Raw genomic sequence first — 18,264 nt, forward strand, 5'->3', positions numbered from 1 at the left:
TTCAGCAACAGCCCGACGCCCCACGTCGGGCTTTCTGCTTGCAGTTTTTCTTATTCTCTTTCGAACAACATTGAAATCCCTTGGCCACCACCAATACACATCGTGACTAACCCGGTGGCAACCTGACGGCGTTCCATTTCATACATTAACTTCACGGGCAAAATAGCCCCACTGGCGCCCACTGGGTGACCCAGAGCAATCGCGCCACCATTCACATTCACCTTAGTGCTATCAAGAGATAAATCATTCATAACTGCGATAGCTTGTGCCGCAAATGCTTCATTTAGCTCAATTAAGTCAATGTCTTTTACATTCATCTTGAGCTTTTCCATTAGTCGGCGCGTCGCTGGCGCAGGCCCAAAGCCCATAATGGCCGCTTCACAACCCGCAACTGCCCAATCGACCACTTTCATGCGTGGGGTCAGACCACGTTTTTCCGCTTCTTCACGTCGCATCATGACTAACGCCGCTGCGCCATCATTAATCCCTGACGAGTTTGCCGCCGTGATCACGCCGTCGGCTTTAAATGCAGGGCGCAACTTAGCTAATTTTTCACGTGGTGTATCACGTGGATGTTCATCGGTATCAAAAATACGTGTGCCTTTACGGCCTTCTGGTATTTCTACTGGTAATATTTGGTCAGCAAAATAACCTGCTTGAATCGCTTTTAACGCTTTTTGCTGGCTGTCCCATGCAAAATCGTCCATCTCTTCGCGGGTAATATTGAACTGTTCTGCAACGTTTTCTGCAGTCATTCCGTTGTGATAAGGGCCTTCAGGCCAAGTTAGGATGGACGTTAATCCATCCTCGAGCACATCATTCCCCATGCGGTAGCCATAACGCGCTTTGCGTAAGTAGTACGGCAGCATCGTCATATTTTCTGTACCGCATGCCACCACAACATCGGATTGACAGGTCTGCAGTAACATCATGCCATCGGCTAAAGCTTGTAACCCGGAACCACATTGGCGGTTAACCGAATATGCTGTAGTTTCTTTTGGTAGCCCTGCTCGTAGCTGGCAAATGCGAGCGATAAAACCACTTTCTGCGATTTGCCCAACATTACCCACAATGACTTCATCGACATCTTCGGGAGCAATTCCAGCTCTTTTCACAGCTTCACGGATAACCACGGCCCCAAGGTCGTGTTGATGCGTATTTGCAAAGCTTCCCCCCATCGTGCCAATTGCTGTTCTCACACCACTGACAATGACAATATCATTCGCTTGTTTCATTATTTCCCCCTATAACACCATTCCGCCGCCAACATTGATCACTTCCCCATTGATATAACGCGCTTTATCAGAGGCTAAGAATGCAACACATTGGCCGACATCACGTGGATCGCCAGCAAAACCCGCAGGGATCTTGCTGATCATGATGTCCCAAACTTTTTCAGGTACACCACGTGTCATATCCGTATCAATAAATCCTGGGCAAATCGCATTTACTGTGACACCTTTACGAGCTAGTTCACGGCAAGCCGTTTTAGTCAGACCAATAACCCCGGCTTTGGACGCGGCATAATTGGCTTGCCCAACATTCCCAAGCCAACTCGCCGAGGAAATATTGACAATTCGGCCACTTCCTTGCTCACGCATTAATTTTGCCGCTTCTTGCATGCAGTTAAATGTCCCTTTCAGATTGATATCAATCACTTTGTCCCAATCATCTTCCGTTAATTTATGCAGCATGCCATCTCGGTTAATCCCCGCATTATTCACCAGTACATCAATCGCCCCAAAATGTGCTAATGCTTTAGAAAATAAGGCATTCACCTCTTCACGTTTAGCAATGTCGCAAGGAATGAAAATGGCTTGATGGCCTTGTTCTTGTAGCTGTTTTGCACTTTCTTCACCTGATGACATGGCTAAATCAGAAATAACAACTTTTGCCCCTTCTTCTGCAAGTACCTGAGCAATCGCAAAACCAATACCTCTTGCAGAACCCGTCACAATGGCAACTTTATCTTTTACTAACATGGATAAATTCCTCTTTAATATTGAAACTACAAATACGAAACCAGACCAAAAGGCGCCTCTTCAAATAATGAAGAGGCCATCACTTTCAGGTCTGGAGAAATTTCAGGTACGAAGTCCATATGGGCAAGAATGTCACGCTCTAGGTCGATACCGGGGGCAATTTCAACCAATACAGGGGTTTTCCCCCCTAAAGTGAACACCGCACGCTCCGTGACAAAATGCATGGTTTGGTTGATATTTCGCGCGACATCCGCATTCCATGAAATTTGCCGTACTTGGTTAACTAACTTTCTAATATCCCCTTCCCGCACAATAACTAATTGCCCATTTTCACAACGAATATCTAACCCTTTTGCCGTAAACGTTGAGCAAAACACTACGTGCCGAGCATTTTGGGTAATATCAATAAACCCACCTGCACCAGGGCAAATATTGCCTAACAACGTCGCATTAACATGGCCACTGGCATCCATTTCCCCTGCGCCCATATAGGTGATATCAACGCCTGCACCGTTGTAGTACAACATTTGGTCTTGGTGACTAATCATCGCTGACAGGTTGCGGCCTATGCCGAAATCAATACCGCCAGCTTGGACGCCCCCCCAAATCCCTGACTCCACGGTAATATCAACACGCTTGGTTGCATTTTCTTCCTGAATAATTGAACCAATAACATCGTTTGGAATTCCCGTTCCTAAATTAATCACACAGTTTTCATATAGATAACGGCATGCAATTCGCCCAATCAATTTGCGAATATCTAAAGGTAATGGCGTAGTTTGTTGGATAGGCGTGCGAATATCGCCGCATAGCGTTGGGTCAAAAAACCAGCTTGAGGATTGGCGATGGTCTTCTTCAGGGTTATCACACACGACAATGTGGTCAATAAAGCTAGCGGGAACCGTGACACGTTTAGGATGCAAAGTTCCTTCTTCGACACAATACTTCACTTGTGCAATCACTTTGGCACCAAAGCGTTTAGCAGCCAGTACCGCATGTAAAACCTCTAACGCCATGGCTTCTTCATCGGTGGTCAGGTTACCTTTACTATCCGCATGGGTTCCTCTGATCACCACCACATCTAAAGGAATTTCTGGATACCATAACCATTCTTCCCCTTTGAAATTCACTTTTTCAACTAAAGGAGGAAGCGCCAACGTTTTAACGTTCATCCTCCCCCCTTCGAGATCAGGGTCGATAAATGTCCCTAGCCCCACTTTGGATAAGCGCCCTGGTAAACCTGCGGCCATTGCGCCATATAAATGCACCATTTGCCCTTGCGGAAGACAATACGCTTCGACTTGATTGTCATTAATCATCTGCATCCATCTAGGTGCTAACCCCCAATGGGAACCAATAATCCGTTTCACCATTCCTTCATGGGCAAAGTGTTGATTCCCGCGAATACGGTTACATTGCCCAGCCGCATGAACGAGAGTTAATTGATTTGGTACGCCCTCGGATAAAAAACGTTGTTCAATTGCCGATAAAATAGATTCAGCAGCACTGGTTAATGTCATTCCCACAGTACAAATCGTATCACCATTATTAATTAATTTAGCGGCATCTTGTTTAGAAATAAATTTATTATTCATGATAAAACCTACCTGAAGGCTAATATTTCATAGCCCCTTTTTGATTAATTAAAAACTAATTTAGATTTTAGTTATTTAAAGAGTAATAGCGTAATTTCAAATCTTTCTTACTTATTTTCCCATTCCAAGTTCTAGGGAAATTACGTGTAAACATAATTCTTACTGGAACTTTATACGTTGGCACTCTATCTTTTAACCATTCAATAATTTCTTTACTGGTTAAACATACTTGGTTCTCAGGAATAATAAATGCAATGGGTTCTTCGCCATATATTGTACTTTCAATTGGAATGACCGCGACCTCATTAACGCCTGGGTAATTAGAAATCAAATCTTCGACTTCAATAGAATATATTTTTTCCCCACCACGGTTAATCATGTCTTTAATTCGATCTTGAATATAAAGGAAACCATCATCATCCCTATAACCAATATCGCCAGTAAAAAACCAACCATCATTAAACGACGTGGTGTTCGCAGGGCTATCTGGCCAATAACGTTGGATAACAACATCTCCCTTAACCCAGATATTACCGGTACTGTTAGCGGGCTTATCTTCACCTTTATCATCTCGTATGGCCACCTGTAATCCAGGAACCGGTGTACCTGAGCTCGCCTTTTTATCACTGTATCGAATATCTTCACGAAATACGGTGGCTGGGGATGATGTCTCTGTCAAACCATAAATAGAATGAATGGATGTTTTAGCGAATAGATAAGAAAGCTCTTTAATCGTGCCTTCATTCAAATGACCTGCACCACAAGCAATCATTTTTAATGAGTTAAATCTTTCTAGATTAATCCCTTTATTTTCTTTTATTTTTTGAATTAATAATATAAATACGGTTGGTGAACCGTGTAAGAATGTGATTTTTTCTTTTGCAATTGTTGAAATAATATCTTTTGCATTAAATCTCTTTTGAAGATAAACAGTTCCACCAATATGAATAAATAACGCTAAAATAGCAGAAAGCCCAGTAATATGATAAATCGGTACCGCTAAAATTGTTTTATCATGTTCAGATAACTTTAATGTTTCCTGGTAGGCATATACTGCAGACAATATATTCTTGTGCGTGATCACTGCACCTTTTGGTGCACCTGTTGTACCTGAGGTAAATATCACAACCGCGGGGTCTTCCTCATTAACTTGGTTGATAAAGTTAATTTCTTCAGTAAGTATTAGATTACGCCACTGAGAAAGACTCATCCCTTTTGTACTGAACTGAGCTAACCATGGTTGATATGTGTCATCCCAAAAAATAGCATCCGCATTAATACAAGATAAATGCTCTTTGCCTTCAAACTCTTTCATTTTAGTACTTAAAGGAATTACCTGAATACCCAACCCTACAGCGGCATAAAATAATTGGCAAAATTCAATTGTATTACCCCAGCCGAGTACTATCCGATCACCTTTTTTCAACTGTGCGGCGGTAGTTAGCCATAACATTGTTTGGTTTACTTTCTCAAGTAATTGGTGATAACTCCAACTTTGCTCTTCAAATACAATCGCAACAGCGTCTGGCTGCACTTTTGCTCTTTGTGATAAGCTTTGATAGATGTTTGAATTTGGCGCAAGCATGGACACACTCCGATACACCTGAATATGACTGATATGCTATCAATGTATAAAATACACTCCAGCAAATTAGTGCCAATCTTCACAAATTATTCACACCCTTTTTTTATTTGAATTAGTGATCTGCACAACGCGTTTGTTAACAATTTTTTCACTTAAGTCTTATTTCAAGCGCTGATTTTTTATTATGCACGAGCATATTTACCTTTTGTTATTACCTAACCATTCAAAACATGTGTTAATTTCGATGAATAACTCAACTATCATTGTGCGTATAAACAATAACTCCCAGACTAAAAAGTCGCTCAGCGCGAATACTTAACTCATCTGTTTATCTTCTATATGTTCTTGCACTCTGTGCTATTTAGCCTTCCTACCAAACCAAATACGATAAAAACAGTGGCGAATTCATTAGAGCTTGCTACAGTGAAAGACCTTCACAATGAAAAGATTGATGAGAAAACAATCACCACCTTTGCAAACGGTTAAGGAGATAACTCATGGCAAACACCCCCTATATTCCGCCAAAAGTCTGGCAGTGGGAGCAAGGTAACGGCGGAAAATTCGCCAATATTAATCGTCCCATTTCCGGTGCAACTCACGAAAAATCTTTACCTATAGGTAAGCACCCACTACAGCTATATTCCTTAGGAACGCCGAACGGGCAAAAAGTCACTATCATGTTAGAGGAGTTATTAGCCCTTGGCATTAAAGAGGCAGAATATGACGCTTGGCTAATTAACATTGGTGAAGGCGACCAATTTAGTTCTGGTTTTGTTGAAATTAACCCTAACTCAAAAATTCCCGCTTTAGTCGACAGAAGCGGCAAGGAGCCTATCCGAGTATTTGAGTCAGGCTCGATTCTGACCTATTTAGCCGAAAAATTTTCTGCTTTTTTACCCACAACTCAGCCGGAACGAGCTGAAACCTTATCCTGGTTATTTTGGCAAATGGGCTCAGCACCTTTTGCTGGCGGCGGTTTTGGGCATTTTTATGCCTACGCACCTGAAAAATTTGAATACCCAATTAACCGCTTTGCCATGGAAACTAAACGTCAATTAGATGTGTTAGACAAGCGTTTAGCAGAACATAAATATGTTGCAGGGGAAAACTACAGCATCGCTGATATCGCCATCTGGCCATGGTACGGTGCATTAGTGAAAGGTTGGCTTTATGATGCCGCAGAATTTTTATCTGTCCATGAATATAAAAATGTTATTCGTTGGGCTGATGAAATCTATGCACGCCCAGCAGTACAGCGAGGCCGCCGGGTTAATCGCCTACAAGGCGACCCTACACAGCAAGTACGCGAACGCCACGATGCGAGCGATATAAGTTAATTGATAAGTTTTTATATGTATCATTAGTGCAAAGAGTACAAGTAAGTTAGTAAATGCTTACTTTGTACTCTTTACCTATATCCCCTACACCTGAAAATCCATAAAATATTTTCATTGTTAATAATAGATAATATATTTATGTTATTTAAAGAAAACATAAAAATAACAATTAACAATTAACAATTAACAATTAACAATTAACAATTAACAATTAACAATTAACAATTAACAATTAACAATTATTTATTTTGATGTAAATCACAAATAAGAAATTACTATTTATATAATAAATAATAATTCCAATTTATAATTTAAATACCATCTAAAAACGACTTTAATTTATCAATTAATAATGCGTATGGTCACATAAATGAACCTTTATTGAAAACTAATCAACAATCGCCCACCCTATTGATGAATCTTTTTCAAATGGATTCTATTCCATATCAACTGTTGCTATTCTTGCTACACCATCAAAACAAACCCAAAAAATCAATCAATTACAGGTTAATAAAGTTATTTATTCGCCATGGGATTTATTTAATCAGTTCATTCACATTCATAAAATTTAAATTATAAAAATTTTATTATTAATTTTTATAGGTACGCCAATTAATTTTAATTAAAATGAGGTTCACCTAATTATGTCAATTAAAGAAAAAGATAATGTCTTATTAGATTCCGAGTATGAACATGTCCCCGTTCCCCTTGAACATCGTAAAAGCTTTGCATCTGTTTCCGCTGTTTGGTATAGCTTCCCATTAGTCTTAACTAGTGCCGTTATTGGTGGTGTTGTAACTGCCATGCTAGGGTTTAAAATGGGCGTTGCCGCCATTTTAGTGGGTAACTTATTGCTATGTTTAGTGATTGGGTCATTGAGCTATTTAGCAGGGAAGACAGGTGAAAATTTTGCAATTTCAGCCAAAAGAACCTTTGGGCAGCGCGGCTATATTGCAGTTTCAGGACTGCTCGCTACGGTCGTTATCGGCTGGTTCGCATTGATGGTCGGTCTTACAGGCGATACGATGTTTCGCTCATTTGGGCAGGATTTATTACTCATGACCATTTTAGGCGGTGTATTATATGTTGGCGCAACGTTTATTGGTATTAAAGCCCTCGCTATTTTAGGGTATATCGCTGCACCGATGTATTTGATTTTAGGGTTAATCTCCGTTTACATCGCGATGAAAAGTGGCTCATCAGATATTATCAATTACCAACCTCTTGCAGGGGCTGGAGCACTATCATTTGGTGTTGCAGTTACAATGATTTTCTCTACATTTACGGACTCAGGCACCATGACAGCCGACTTTACCCGTTGGGCAAAAAATGGCAAACAAGGTTTTCTAGCAGCCTTTACCGCGTTCCCCATTTCTAAATTTTTTGCGGAAGTGATTGGAGCAATTATTGTGGCAACAGGTGTAGTCATGCACCCCAGAGTCACTGGCGGTGATTTCATCACTATTTTAGCAAATTCAAGCCCACTACTTTCTATCCTCGCGATTATTTTTGTATTTGTTAACTTAGGTGTGGGCTGTACTCACTGTTTATATAATGGAGCTGTGGGCTGGTCTCATATTACGAAAGGAAAGATGAGAACCTTAACCATTATTTTAGGTGCCATTGGGATTATTGTTGCTGTGACTGGGATTTGGAATGCGTTTCAAACCTGGTTGAATTTACTGGGTTTAATTGTGCCGCCAATCGCCGCTATTATCATTATGGATCAGCTGGTACTTAAGCGTAAAAATAATGAAGCAAAAAAATGGCAACCACTGGCTTTCATCTCTTGGATACTCGCCTCAGGGATTGCCTTAATCGTTAATGCTTATGCTCCTGAGCTTTCCGTCGTGGTTGCAGGGTTAATTTCTTCCTCTGTTATCTATTGGATTGGTCATCAATTTTCAAAATAATCGCTAAGTAAATAATGAAAGAGGGTTAATCCCCCTCTTTCATCTGCCCTTTATGTTCTTCTTGTGAAACCAAATGTACCCCTATATATCGCTGATAACGTGCGGGTTTTAATTTGGTTAAGTCCACCAGTACCAAGCCATCGATACAATCATTGAATGCGGGGTCTGTACCGAAATCCATAAACTGTACGCCTCCCGGCTCGCATAATTCAGTATATTGCTTATAAAGCGTCGGAATCGAACAGCCAATGTTATTGAGTAAGCTTTTCAATTTAACTAAATCTTCGTGGTAATTGTCCCCTGAAAATTGGGCTAATACCTGTGGCAAAGAAGCTGGATATGGCTGATGTGACTGTGCAATGCTGTGTTGCGCCGAAAAATAGAGCCGATAAAAAGTAATCAGTAAGTCACGCGCCGCAATCGGCATTGAGCCAGAAATAGATACTGGGCCAAAAAGATAACGATATTGTGGGTATTTCGCCAAATACGCGCCAATACCTAACCATAAATAATCTAAACCCCGTTTTCCCCAATATTTAGGCTGAATAAAGCTCCGACCAAGCTCAATACCTTGCGCTAATATTGGCATCATGGCTTGGTCATAATGAAATAAGCTAGAGCTGTAAATACCCTGCAAACCTTTGGTCTCAATTTGCTTTTTAGTGGGTATAAACCGATAAGCCCCTACAATATCAAGTTCACTTTCGTCCCATAATACCAGATGATAATAATCGTTATCATAGCTGTCTAAATCACGGCGCTTACCTGAGCCTTCCCCTACAGCACGAAATGCAATTTCGCGTAATCGCCCTATTTCTCGCAAAATCGGCGACCTTACTTCTTGGTTTCGGTGATAAAGGTAAATCGCTTTCCCATCAGGGGATGTTCCTAGCCGCTCACATGCCACCAACGCTTTTTTTAATTCAATTCTGTCTTCTGGCAACGCAATTGGTGATTCGCTGGTAAATAGCCCTTCCTTACCTTTTCCCAACAAATAGACATGGCGACGAAAGCGCCCTGCTAGCTCATGAGCCGCTGTATGCCCATCATGCCAATGAATAAATGGGATACTGCCACCAATACGAATTTTTAATCTTTTTCCTCGCTGCTTAAACATTTCCCTGACTAACATTAAAGTCGATAACGGCTTGTAAACCAACGAGGTTAAATAGAATAAATGGCTATTTCGCCCTTGAATATGAATAGGGATGATAGGTGCTCTGGCCTTTGCGGCTAAACGCAAAAAACCTGTACGCCAGTGACCATCACAAACCCCTTTACGGCCAAACCGAGAGACTTCACCCGCAGGAAACACAATTAATGCCCCTTGCTTGTCCAAATGCTGTTGGATTGCTTCAACTTGCTGCCGACTGGTTCGGTTATTCATATTATCCACTGAAATAAATAAGCTTTTTAGTGGCTCTATATAATTGAGGAACTGATTTGCCACGATTTTGACATCAGGACGAACGGCAGCAACTGCACGTAATAAGGCAAGACCATCGAGTGAACCTATCGGGTGGTTAGCAACTAAGACAACAGGGCCTTGAGTCGGAACATTTTCTAAATCACCCTCAACCATTTCGCAAGAAATATCAAAAAACTCCATGATTTGTTCAATAAGATCCAAGCCCTTTAAGTGCGGATAATCTTGCGCAAATTGGTGAAATTCTTGTTCAAACAACAGCTTTTTTAATAAACGACGTTTCCATTTGCCTGGTGTTTGATGAGGAAAAATATCGTGCAGCAGGGTATCGACACTAAACATAATGCTATCTCCTAACTGAGTTACGACGAACTTAAGTCAGATTCATAACAACAATATGTTTATTTTATGACAAAATGGTGAAAGCACAAAAACGATGATGTAGATCATTACTTTTCATTTACTAATATTATAGTTATCTAAAATCAATAATTTTTCAGAATATTGCTTTCTTGAATAATTTATATTTTGCTCATTTTATAATATGCATTTAATCCACAACAATAAAAAAAGTATAAAACTAAAGTTTTTGATTAGTTTTACTTAATTTATTTTAATAATTCAGAATTTATTATTTATAAATACCCACCAATTAAATTGAACTAAGAATTTATTACAATAAGATTATATTTAAATAATACCCTTTAAATTCAATCAAATAAAAATTAATTATACGTTTATTTTTTGATTTTCTTCTTATTGATAGGTAAATCTTATTTCAGCAATTGCTTAAACCGATGGCCATCATTGATAAAAATCAAGAACCTCTCAACCTTATTTATACATGATAGTCCGGCTGTAGAATTATATTAATTAAAAAATATTTAAATATATTTGACCGCAATCTTTCAAGGATAGTGTAATGAAAAAACTTACTCGTATTACGGTCGCTGTCATATTTTTGCTTTTACTCGGTTATTTTGGGTTATCTGGATATGTGTGGTATCACGATAATCAACGAAGAGAAAATAATGACATTCAGACATCTAAAATTGCAGAAAATAATCAAGTTCTCAAATTCTTCGCTGAAAAGGGATGCGATTACTGTCATACGCCGTCAACTGATTTACCTGCCTACGCATCATTCCCCATCGCTAAGCAATTGATGGAGTACGACATTCAGCTAGGTTATAAATCATTCAACCTTGAGGCAGCACGCGCTGCACTCATCGCAGGAGAACCTGTACCACAAAGTGAGCTAAATAAAATTGAGTGGGTTATGCAGAACCACACCATGCCACCAACTCGTTATGTTGCACTTCATTGGGCAAGTAGCGTCAGTGACGAAGAGCGTAATAACCTCTTGAATTGGATAGCTAAACAGCGAGAAGAGCACTATGCCAGTCAAGATACCGCTGCTGAGCACCGTAACGAACCGATTCAACCAATTCCAAAATCACTGGATGTCGATGATGCAAAAGTCGCATTAGGCTTCCGCTTGTATCATGATGCACGCCTGTCAGGGGATAGCACGATTTCTTGTGCGCACTGCCACGCACTCAATGCAGGTGGTGTTGATGGCCGTAAAACGTCAATTGGGGTTGGTGGCGCGGTGGGTCCAATCAATGCGCCAACGGTGTTTAACTCCGTATTTAATGTCGAGCAATTTTGGGATGGTAGAGCGCCTGATTTACAAGCACAAGCCGGTGGGCCACCATTAAATCCTATCGAAATGGCATCAAAATCATGGGATGAAATCATTGAAAAATTGGATAAAGACCCTGTCTTAAAACAAGATTTTAATGCAGTTTATCCAGAAGGGTTTACAGGTGATACCATCACAGATGCGATTGCAGAGTTCGAAAAAACCTTAATCACTCCAGACTCTCCGTTTGATAATTGGTTAAGAGGCGACAAAACTGCATTAACCGCACAACAGCTCCATGGTTACCAGTTATTTAAAGAGAACAAATGTGCAACCTGCCATGGTGGCGTGATCTTAGGTGGTCGTTCCTTCGAACCTCTGGGCCTGAAAAAAGACTATGAGTTCGGTGAAATCACTGCTCAAGATATTGGTCGCATGAATGTCACCTCTGATGAGCGTGATAAGTTACGCCAAAAAGTGCCAACACTGAGAAATGTTGAATTAACCGCGCCTTACTTCCACCGAGGGGATGTTGCCACCCTAGATGAAGCAGTGAAACTGATGCTGCGTTATCAAGTCGGTAAAGAACTGCCACAAAAAGATGTCGACGACATTGTTGCCTTTCTTGAAAGCTTAACAGGTGTGTACACACCGTATGTACAACAAGGTGAATCACAACAGTAAATATCAATAGCTGATTGATATGAAAAACCAATAGCACCGCTCAAATAATAGCGGTGCTATTTTTTTATTTAAAACTGCCGTATAGGCTGCCTACAACCCTGACTTAATCTATATTCAAAGCAATTCACGTTATCGTGTATCTCTTTCCCACTGTGTTATTACTTGAACGACCCCTGCTTCCCTATTTATACGAAACAATGTTATCTAGCTCAAAGTTTTCATCAAATGGTATTTAAAAGGTATTATTAAATGATATTGTCATTATTGTACCCTACAATACCTATAATTAGCCGTATAAAGGAATGAAAGATGAAAAAAACAACAGCAAAACTCTCATTCATGATGTTCATTGAATGGTTTATATGGGGGGCTTGGTTTGTTCCCTTATGGCTATTTTTGAATAAAAGTGGCTTCACCCCTTCTCAAATAGCATGGTCTTACGCCTGTACAGCCATTGCTGCAATTATCTCCCCCATCCTTGTAGGCTCAATTACTGACCGATTTTTTGCCGCGCAAAAAGTTCTGGCAGTACTGATGTTTGCAGGGGCAGTCTTTATGTTTTTCGCAGCTCAGCAAACTGAATTTTCTAGCTTTTTCCCTCTACTCTTAGCGTATGCACTAACTTATATGCCAACCATTGCGCTCACCAATAGTATTGCTTTTTCCAATGTGGAAGATGTGGAACGTGACTACCCTCGTATTCGTGTAATGGGGACTATCGGCTGGATTGCATCAGGTATTGCATGTGGATTTTTACCTTCCATGATGGGCTTTGGTGATATTTCTGCAACTAATATTCCACTCTTAGTGACAGCCGCTAGCTCGGCTTTACTAGGCTTTTTTACCTATTTCTTGCCAGACACCCCACCAAAAGGAACTGGCAAAATGAGTATTAAAGTCATGCTCGGATTGGATGCCATTGTGCTGTTAAGAGACCGTAATTTCTTAGTGTTTTTCGTGTGTTCATTCCTCTTCGCCATGCCTTTAGCCTTTTACTATATTTTTGCTAACGGCTACCTTACTGAGGTTGGGATGAAAAATGCCACCGGATGGATGACCTTGGGGCAATTCTCTGAAATCTTCTTTATGCTTGCTTTGCCCTTCTTTACCAAACGTTTTGGTATCAAAAAGGTATTACTCCTTGGTTTAATCACCGCAGCTATCCGTTATGCTTTCTTTATCTATGGTGATGCAGACCATCTATTCACCTATGGATTACTCTTCCTTGGTATTTTATTACACGGAGTTAGCTACGATTTTTACTATGTCACCGCATATATTTATGTCGACAAAAAGACGCCTGTACATATGCGGACAGCGGCTCAAGGCTTAATTACTCTCTGTTGCCAAGGCTTTGGTAGCTTACTGGGTTATAGCCTAGGTGGGCAAATGATGGAAAAACTTTTTTCTTACGGTGAACCTGTCAACGGCCAAACCTTTAACTGGGCCGGTATGTGGGGCTTCGGCGCTGCCATGATCGTCGTAATCACGATTGTTTTCATGTTGATGTTTAAAGAGTCGAGCCGTGATATTCAAGAAATTGATATTAATAAAAGTGGCGTAAAACCCACATCCAATTAGTTAAGCAATCATTAATTAAACGCCTTTATTGACCGACTGCCAACACATAAGGGCGCTGTTTTTAGCCAAAATTGAAGGAATTATAATGAACAAAGAGAACCGTATTTTAGGCACGTTTTATGGCCAAGCCTTAGGTGATGCAATGGGAATGCCTTCTGAATTATGGCCTCGTTCTCGTGTTAAAGCACATTTTGGTTGGATAGACCGCTTCTTACCTGGGCCAAAAGAGAATAATGCAGCTTGCTACTTCAATACGGCAGAATTTACAGATGATACCTCAATGGCGCTCGCTCTTGCGGACGCGATTATAGAATGTGATGGCACAGTAAATCCTGAACTTATTGGCCGTAATATTTTAAAATGGGCAGAGCAATTTGATGCCTTTAACAAAAATGTCTTAGGACCGACCTCTAAAATTGCATTAAAAGCAATAAAACAAGGAACCCCGATTTCTCAGTTAGAAAACAATGGCATGACAAATGGTGCCGCAATGCGAGTTTCCCCACTCGGTTGTTTACTGCCAACGCATTCTATTGATGAATTTATTGATGAAATTACACTCGCCTCATCGCCAACGCATAAATCGGATGTGGCAATTGCAGGGGCAGTTGCTATTGCTTGGGCGATTTCTAAAGCGATAGATGGCGAAAACTGGTCGCAAATTCGTGACCAATTACCCGCTATAGCGAAGTTAGCACAAGAAAAGCATGTCACAACCTTTAGCCCCTCAATAGCTGCACGTATTGAACTTGCTTTACACACAGTGAAAAATGCAGTTGGTCCCGAACAAGCAATGGAACAGCTTTATCAACTCGTTGGCGCTGGTACTAGCACCATTGAGTCCGTTCCTGCCGCCATTGCTATGGTTGAATTAGCGGAAACTGATCCCAACCGCTGTGCCATTCTGTGTGCTAATTTAGGAGGTGATACCGACACCATAGGGGCAATGGCCACCGCCATTTGTGGCGCACTCCACGGCGTTGATGCCATCGACAAACAACTCAAAAAACAATTAGATGATGTGAACCAACTTGATTTTGTACAATATAGCCAAGCCTTTATGGTACTGAGAACTGCAAGAGAAAAAGCTTATGAAAACCGCTGAACTTATTGCCCATCTTCCATTGCAAGCAGAGCATCGTCCTGTCTGCCTAATTGGTGCAGCCGTTATTGATGTGATTGCAGATGCATATTCACTGCCTTATCGCGGAAGTGATATCGAATTGCACCAGCAGAGTGTCAATATCGGTGGATGTGCTCTGAATATTGCGGTGGCCTTGCAACGTCTTGGTATCCAGTCACTCAATGCATTACCTATTGGGCAAGGTGTGTGGGCAGATATCATCCGCAACCAACTCAATAAAAAAGGTGTGAGTTCAGTTATAGAAACGAATAAAGGTGACAATGGCTGGTGTTTAGCCTTGGTTGAACCCGATGGAGAAAGGACATTTCTTTCCATTAGCGGTGTAGAAAACCAATGGGAGCGCCAAACCCTAGATGATTTGCCAATTACATCTAACACCATCATCTACCTTTCTGGCTACCAATTAGCCGCAAAATGTGGCGAAACTCTGCTTTCATGGCTGGAGTCACTCTCCGATAACGTCACTTTATTTATCGATTTTGGCCCTCGGATCGCCGACCTTTCGAAAACACAATTATTACGATTAATGGCTTTAAAACCAATCATTTCGTTGAACCGCCAAGAAGTCGAACATATCGTCACGTTATTCCCTGATATCGCACACCAAGGAATGGATACAGCAGCATTAGCCAATATTTGGCATTCTCAATTTTTAGTTCCCGTAATTGTTAGAGTCGACAAAGAAGGTGCGTTCTTTCAAGAAAGTGGTCGTTCATCAGGCTGGGTGGCACCATTTAAAACCACCGTTGTCGATACCATTGGAGCAGGAGATAGCCATGCAGGAGGCGTGATTGCGGCATTGGCGTCCGGCTGGGCACTACAAGATGCCGTATTACTCGGAAATGCGGTCGCATCCTATGTTGTTAGCCATCGCGGAGGAGATTGTGCACCTTCGTCAGAGCAACTCACCACATATTTACAGCAATATTAATCATCAGAGAAAAAAGAGGCCTAGCCTCTTTTTTATTCTTCAGAGACAAATACATACATATCACTGCGACATTGATTAAAACTGTATTCAATGGGCACATTTTTATGGTCGAAAGCCACCTGCTTAATCACTAAAACAGGCACGGTCTTTTCTAATTTAATGTGCGTTTGAAAGTCTTCATCTGGCATTCGAGCACTCACCTTGCTCTTTGTTCGCGTAGGATAAATATTTTGGCTGCGGAAATAATCGTACAAAGATAAGCCAATATCGTCTACGTCACCAATCAACCCAATAGGAACATATGACTCCTCAATAGAGACAGGCTGTTCATCCACATAGCGAATACGTTTTAACATAAATACATCACTATTGATGGGGAGCGCGAGTGACTCTGCCACCTCCTGTGAACAAGGTACAATACTTTTATTGACCCAAAGTGTGTTGGGTTTTTTTCCAAGTAAAACCACTTGTTGTGAAAAACCTTTAGCTTCTTTGAGTGAATACTCAAACTTATCGCTAATTTGGGTGCCATAACCTTGTGACCGAATGATAACGCCTTCTTGTTCAAGTAACTCTAACGCTTTTCGAACGGTAATACGCGACACCCCTGTCTGCTGACCTAATTCCCTTTCACTGGGCAGCATATCACCTTGATGCAAAACCCCTGTTCGCACGGCAAATTTCACCGTTTCAGCAAATTTTACATATAAAGGTGTATTGTCTATTTCAGCAAGACGGGTGCAAAGTTGTTGGATCAGAGATAAATGCGCATCATTCATATTGAGTTAGTCACCTAAAAATCGCAGCAATAATCAATAGTACCATTATCCATAGATTTATTGCAGGTAATTGAATTAGATAAATTTATTACCAATGAAAAACAGAATGCTACAGGGTACTATTTCTGGTGAGGTACACGCTTTTCTCTGATATAGGTAAAGTCAATTGCTGTTGATAACCATCCAGTGTTTCTTTCACTAATATTGCCAATGCACGGTAAAAATCACTGTTAGCCGAATCTATCAACACTTCGAGAAAATGTGCCGACCAAGGTAATAAATGCCAAGCGAGCAACTCTTCTAAATCCGCTCTGCGATTTTGCTCAGCCAGCCAAGCCGCTAACATCAAAATCAACCCAAAGTGGTCTTCAGGCTCTTTTTGTGTCGTTACGGATTCAACACCTTTAGTACGCATCCACTGGCGCAACTCAACGGTTGAGTCGCCAAAAACAATCTTTTCTTTATCTAGCCAAACCGAACCCCAAGGTGGAGCTGCTAAAGCATAAGGCCCAATAAACAAGCGCTGCCATGCTTCACTCAGTGGTTCATTTTCCTGAGCACTGGATTGCAAAAGCTGGCTAATTTTCACTAAGGAAGGTAAAGCAAATGGCCATTCTTCATGCCAAGTCGACTCTTGTAAAATCGCGATAATTTCTGCATTGTTTTCATTCTCTGGGGAGAAATAAAATAAAGATCCCAAAACCCGCCCTGTCACTGCGACGTGTTCAAGAAAGTGCGCTTGTTGCATATTGATTGTCTCTGAAGTTATCAGCGCAGGGAAATCACACCCTGCGCTGAAAGTTTACCAATTAAGCTACAGCCATGCCGACTGTCATATGTAAACCATAGAATAGCCCACGACCAATAAATTCACCAACCAGTACCAGCACGGTACCAAGAAGTAAGCTCAGCACCGAAGGCTGATTTTGTCGCACAACAGGTAAAATCCATAACAACAGCCCAAGACTTGTCACCACAATACGTACCACTTGTAAAACACCAAAATCAGGGACTAAATCCACGGCTTTTTGTACTGAGGTGGTGATTAGCGCAATCTCACCACTTTGCAGTAGTACTGATGCAATAGTCACGATATAAGCAACGATGCTAATTGCCGCTAATTTACCACTATTAAATGGAAATTTAGCCACGCGTAATAGTAAAGTACCTAAAATTGGCCCCACAACAAACAGAGTCATAAAGAAGCCGATAGTGGTATGTGGCGTGTTCCATGTCGGAACTGTGCTTATCATATAGACTCGTGTCATTGCCCAAACAAATAGCAATCCCATCAACATGGTGATGATTAACCACACCTTATCGAGTCCTGTTGGCATCTTTTTGATTGCGGATAACAACCACCATAGGCCACCCAACGCAAAGAAAATAGAGCCGAATAACACTTCGTTACTCAGTGACGAGGCAAATACACGATTCATCGAGTTAAATGCGCGCATCGGTGAGCCCATATGCATCATAGAAGCGAGAAAGCCTAAGCCCATCAATACCCATAATGCCAACATCGCATTCACAATGCGCTGTTTTTGGGGTTTATCGTCTGTCGATAACCATGCAAGCCCGGTTACAATCACACCACCTGCAATACTTTGGCCTAATACCGTAAATAAAATTAGCGGCCATTCATGTAATCCATTGCCCATG

Annotated in this window: 14 protein-coding genes; 6 read left to right on the forward strand and 8 right to left on the reverse strand. The window is 41.1% G+C overall.

The genetic code is table 11. The annotated features are described in order from the left end of the window. Positions 1-50 precede the first annotated feature (50 nt). The 4 genes from PSF09_RS05045 to PSF09_RS05060 all read right to left on the reverse strand — a co-directional run bounded on the left by PSF09_RS05045 (position 51) and on the right by PSF09_RS05060 (position 5,162). Positions 51-1,235 carry a thiolase family protein gene (locus PSF09_RS05045; RefSeq protein WP_272664465.1) on the reverse strand — a complete coding sequence of 395 codons (1,185 nt, stop codon included), beginning with the start codon at positions 1,233-1,235 and terminating at the stop codon, positions 51-53. A gap of 9 nt (positions 1,236-1,244) precedes the next feature. Then, the gene (gene fabG, locus PSF09_RS05050; RefSeq protein WP_272683563.1) at positions 1,245-1,982 is read right to left on the reverse strand and encodes a 3-oxoacyl-ACP reductase FabG; all 738 of its coding nucleotides are present in this window, start codon (positions 1,980-1,982) and stop codon (positions 1,245-1,247) included. A gap of 26 nt (positions 1,983-2,008) precedes the next feature. Next, positions 2,009-3,577 carry an acyl CoA:acetate/3-ketoacid CoA transferase gene (locus PSF09_RS05055; protein ID WP_272683564.1) on the reverse strand — a complete coding sequence of 523 codons (1,569 nt, stop codon included), beginning with the start codon at positions 3,575-3,577 and terminating at the stop codon, positions 2,009-2,011. A gap of 67 nt (positions 3,578-3,644) precedes the next feature. Next, on the reverse strand, positions 3,645-5,162 hold the full coding sequence (locus tag PSF09_RS05060) for a class I adenylate-forming enzyme family protein (protein WP_272683565.1): 1,518 nt from the start codon (positions 5,160-5,162) through the stop codon (positions 3,645-3,647). 497 nt (positions 5,163-5,659) lie between these two features. On the opposite strand from PSF09_RS05060, the gene yghU reads away from it, so the two are divergent. Together yghU and PSF09_RS05070 are read left to right on the forward strand one after the other, a co-directional pair. Continuing rightward, positions 5,660-6,499 (forward strand): glutathione-dependent disulfide-bond oxidoreductase, encoded by an 840-nt coding sequence (yghU, locus tag PSF09_RS05065; protein ID WP_272664469.1) that lies wholly within the window; start codon positions 5,660-5,662, stop codon positions 6,497-6,499. Positions 6,500-7,143: 644 nt separating this feature from the next. Next, positions 7,144-8,412, forward strand: a complete 1,269-nt coding sequence (locus tag PSF09_RS05070) for a cytosine permease (protein WP_272683566.1) — start codon at positions 7,144-7,146, stop codon at positions 8,410-8,412. Positions 8,413-8,437: 25 nt separating this feature from the next. Here the strand turns inward: PSF09_RS05070 and PSF09_RS05075 are convergent, their stop codons facing one another. Further along, a complete protein-coding gene (locus PSF09_RS05075) occupies positions 8,438-10,180 on the reverse strand; it encodes a lysophospholipid acyltransferase family protein (protein ID WP_272683567.1) in 1,743 nt (580 codons plus the stop codon). Positions 10,181-10,760: 580 nt separating this feature from the next. Between PSF09_RS05075 and PSF09_RS05080 the strand changes: the two genes are divergently transcribed. From PSF09_RS05080 to PSF09_RS05095, 4 genes are all read left to right on the forward strand, one after another. After that, complete coding sequence (locus PSF09_RS05080; protein WP_115168044.1) at positions 10,761-12,167, forward strand: cytochrome-c peroxidase; 1,407 nt, start codon at positions 10,761-10,763, stop codon at positions 12,165-12,167. Between the two features lie 309 nt (positions 12,168-12,476). Then, positions 12,477-13,748, forward strand: coding sequence for a nucleoside permease (locus tag PSF09_RS05085; protein WP_004259450.1), 1,272 nt, complete (start codon positions 12,477-12,479; stop codon positions 13,746-13,748). A gap of 85 nt (positions 13,749-13,833) precedes the next feature. Then, a complete protein-coding gene (locus tag PSF09_RS05090; protein WP_272683568.1) occupies positions 13,834-14,853 on the forward strand; it encodes an ADP-ribosylglycohydrolase family protein in 1,020 nt (339 codons plus the stop codon). Then, on the forward strand, positions 14,840-15,823 hold the full coding sequence (locus PSF09_RS05095) for a PfkB family carbohydrate kinase (RefSeq protein ID WP_272683569.1): 984 nt from the start codon (positions 14,840-14,842) through the stop codon (positions 15,821-15,823). Before PSF09_RS05090 ends, PSF09_RS05095 begins: the two co-directional genes overlap by 14 nt. A 32-nt stretch (positions 15,824-15,855) precedes the next feature. Here the strand turns inward: PSF09_RS05095 and PSF09_RS05100 are convergent, their stop codons facing one another. From PSF09_RS05100 to PSF09_RS05110, 3 genes are all read right to left on the reverse strand, one after another. After that, on the reverse strand, positions 15,856-16,602 hold the full coding sequence (locus tag PSF09_RS05100; protein ID WP_047757123.1) for a GntR family transcriptional regulator: 747 nt from the start codon (positions 16,600-16,602) through the stop codon (positions 15,856-15,858). Positions 16,603-16,711: 109 nt separating this feature from the next. Then, positions 16,712-17,350 (reverse strand): Tat proofreading chaperone DmsD, encoded by a 639-nt coding sequence (gene dmsD / locus PSF09_RS05105; RefSeq protein ID WP_272683570.1) that lies wholly within the window; start codon positions 17,348-17,350, stop codon positions 16,712-16,714. A gap of 61 nt (positions 17,351-17,411) precedes the next feature. Further along, positions 17,412-18,263: a DmsC/YnfH family molybdoenzyme membrane anchor subunit gene (locus PSF09_RS05110; RefSeq protein ID WP_272683571.1), complete on the reverse strand. Its 852-nt coding sequence runs from the start codon at positions 18,261-18,263 to the stop codon at positions 17,412-17,414. Position 18,264: the final 1 nt, after the last annotated feature.

This window comes from Providencia sp. PROV141, from assembly GCF_028481645.1.
Taxonomy (GTDB): domain Bacteria; phylum Pseudomonadota; class Gammaproteobacteria; order Enterobacterales; family Enterobacteriaceae; genus Providencia; species Providencia rettgeri.

Excerpts from the sequence above, each read along its gene's own strand:
- PSF09_RS05045 (WP_272664465.1), bottom strand. The coding sequence starts at position 1,235 with ATGAAACAAGCGAATGATATTGTCATTGTCAGTGGTGTGAGAACAGCA.
- fabG (WP_272683563.1), bottom strand. The coding sequence starts at position 1,982 with ATGTTAGTAAAAGATAAAGTTGCCATTGTGACGGGTTCTGCAAGAGGT.
- PSF09_RS05055 (WP_272683564.1), bottom strand. The coding sequence starts at position 3,577 with ATGAATAATAAATTTATTTCTAAACAAGATGCCGCTAAATTAATTAAT.
- PSF09_RS05060 (WP_272683565.1), bottom strand. The coding sequence starts at position 5,162 with ATGCTTGCGCCAAATTCAAACATCTATCAAAGCTTATCACAAAGAGCA.
- yghU (WP_272664469.1), top strand. The coding sequence starts at position 5,660 with ATGGCAAACACCCCCTATATTCCGCCAAAAGTCTGGCAGTGGGAGCAA.
- PSF09_RS05070 (WP_272683566.1), top strand. The coding sequence starts at position 7,144 with ATGTCAATTAAAGAAAAAGATAATGTCTTATTAGATTCCGAGTATGAA.
- PSF09_RS05075 (WP_272683567.1), bottom strand. The coding sequence starts at position 10,180 with ATGTTTAGTGTCGATACCCTGCTGCACGATATTTTTCCTCATCAAACA.
- PSF09_RS05080 (WP_115168044.1), top strand. The coding sequence starts at position 10,761 with ATGAAAAAACTTACTCGTATTACGGTCGCTGTCATATTTTTGCTTTTA.
- PSF09_RS05085 (WP_004259450.1), top strand. The coding sequence starts at position 12,477 with ATGAAAAAAACAACAGCAAAACTCTCATTCATGATGTTCATTGAATGG.
- PSF09_RS05090 (WP_272683568.1), top strand. The coding sequence starts at position 13,834 with ATGAACAAAGAGAACCGTATTTTAGGCACGTTTTATGGCCAAGCCTTA.
- PSF09_RS05095 (WP_272683569.1), top strand. The coding sequence starts at position 14,840 with ATGAAAACCGCTGAACTTATTGCCCATCTTCCATTGCAAGCAGAGCAT.
- PSF09_RS05100 (WP_047757123.1), bottom strand. The coding sequence starts at position 16,602 with ATGAATGATGCGCATTTATCTCTGATCCAACAACTTTGCACCCGTCTT.
- dmsD (WP_272683570.1), bottom strand. The coding sequence starts at position 17,350 with ATGCAACAAGCGCACTTTCTTGAACACGTCGCAGTGACAGGGCGGGTT.
- PSF09_RS05110 (WP_272683571.1), bottom strand. The coding sequence starts at position 18,263 with ATGGGCAATGGATTACATGAATGGCCGCTAATTTTATTTACGGTATTA.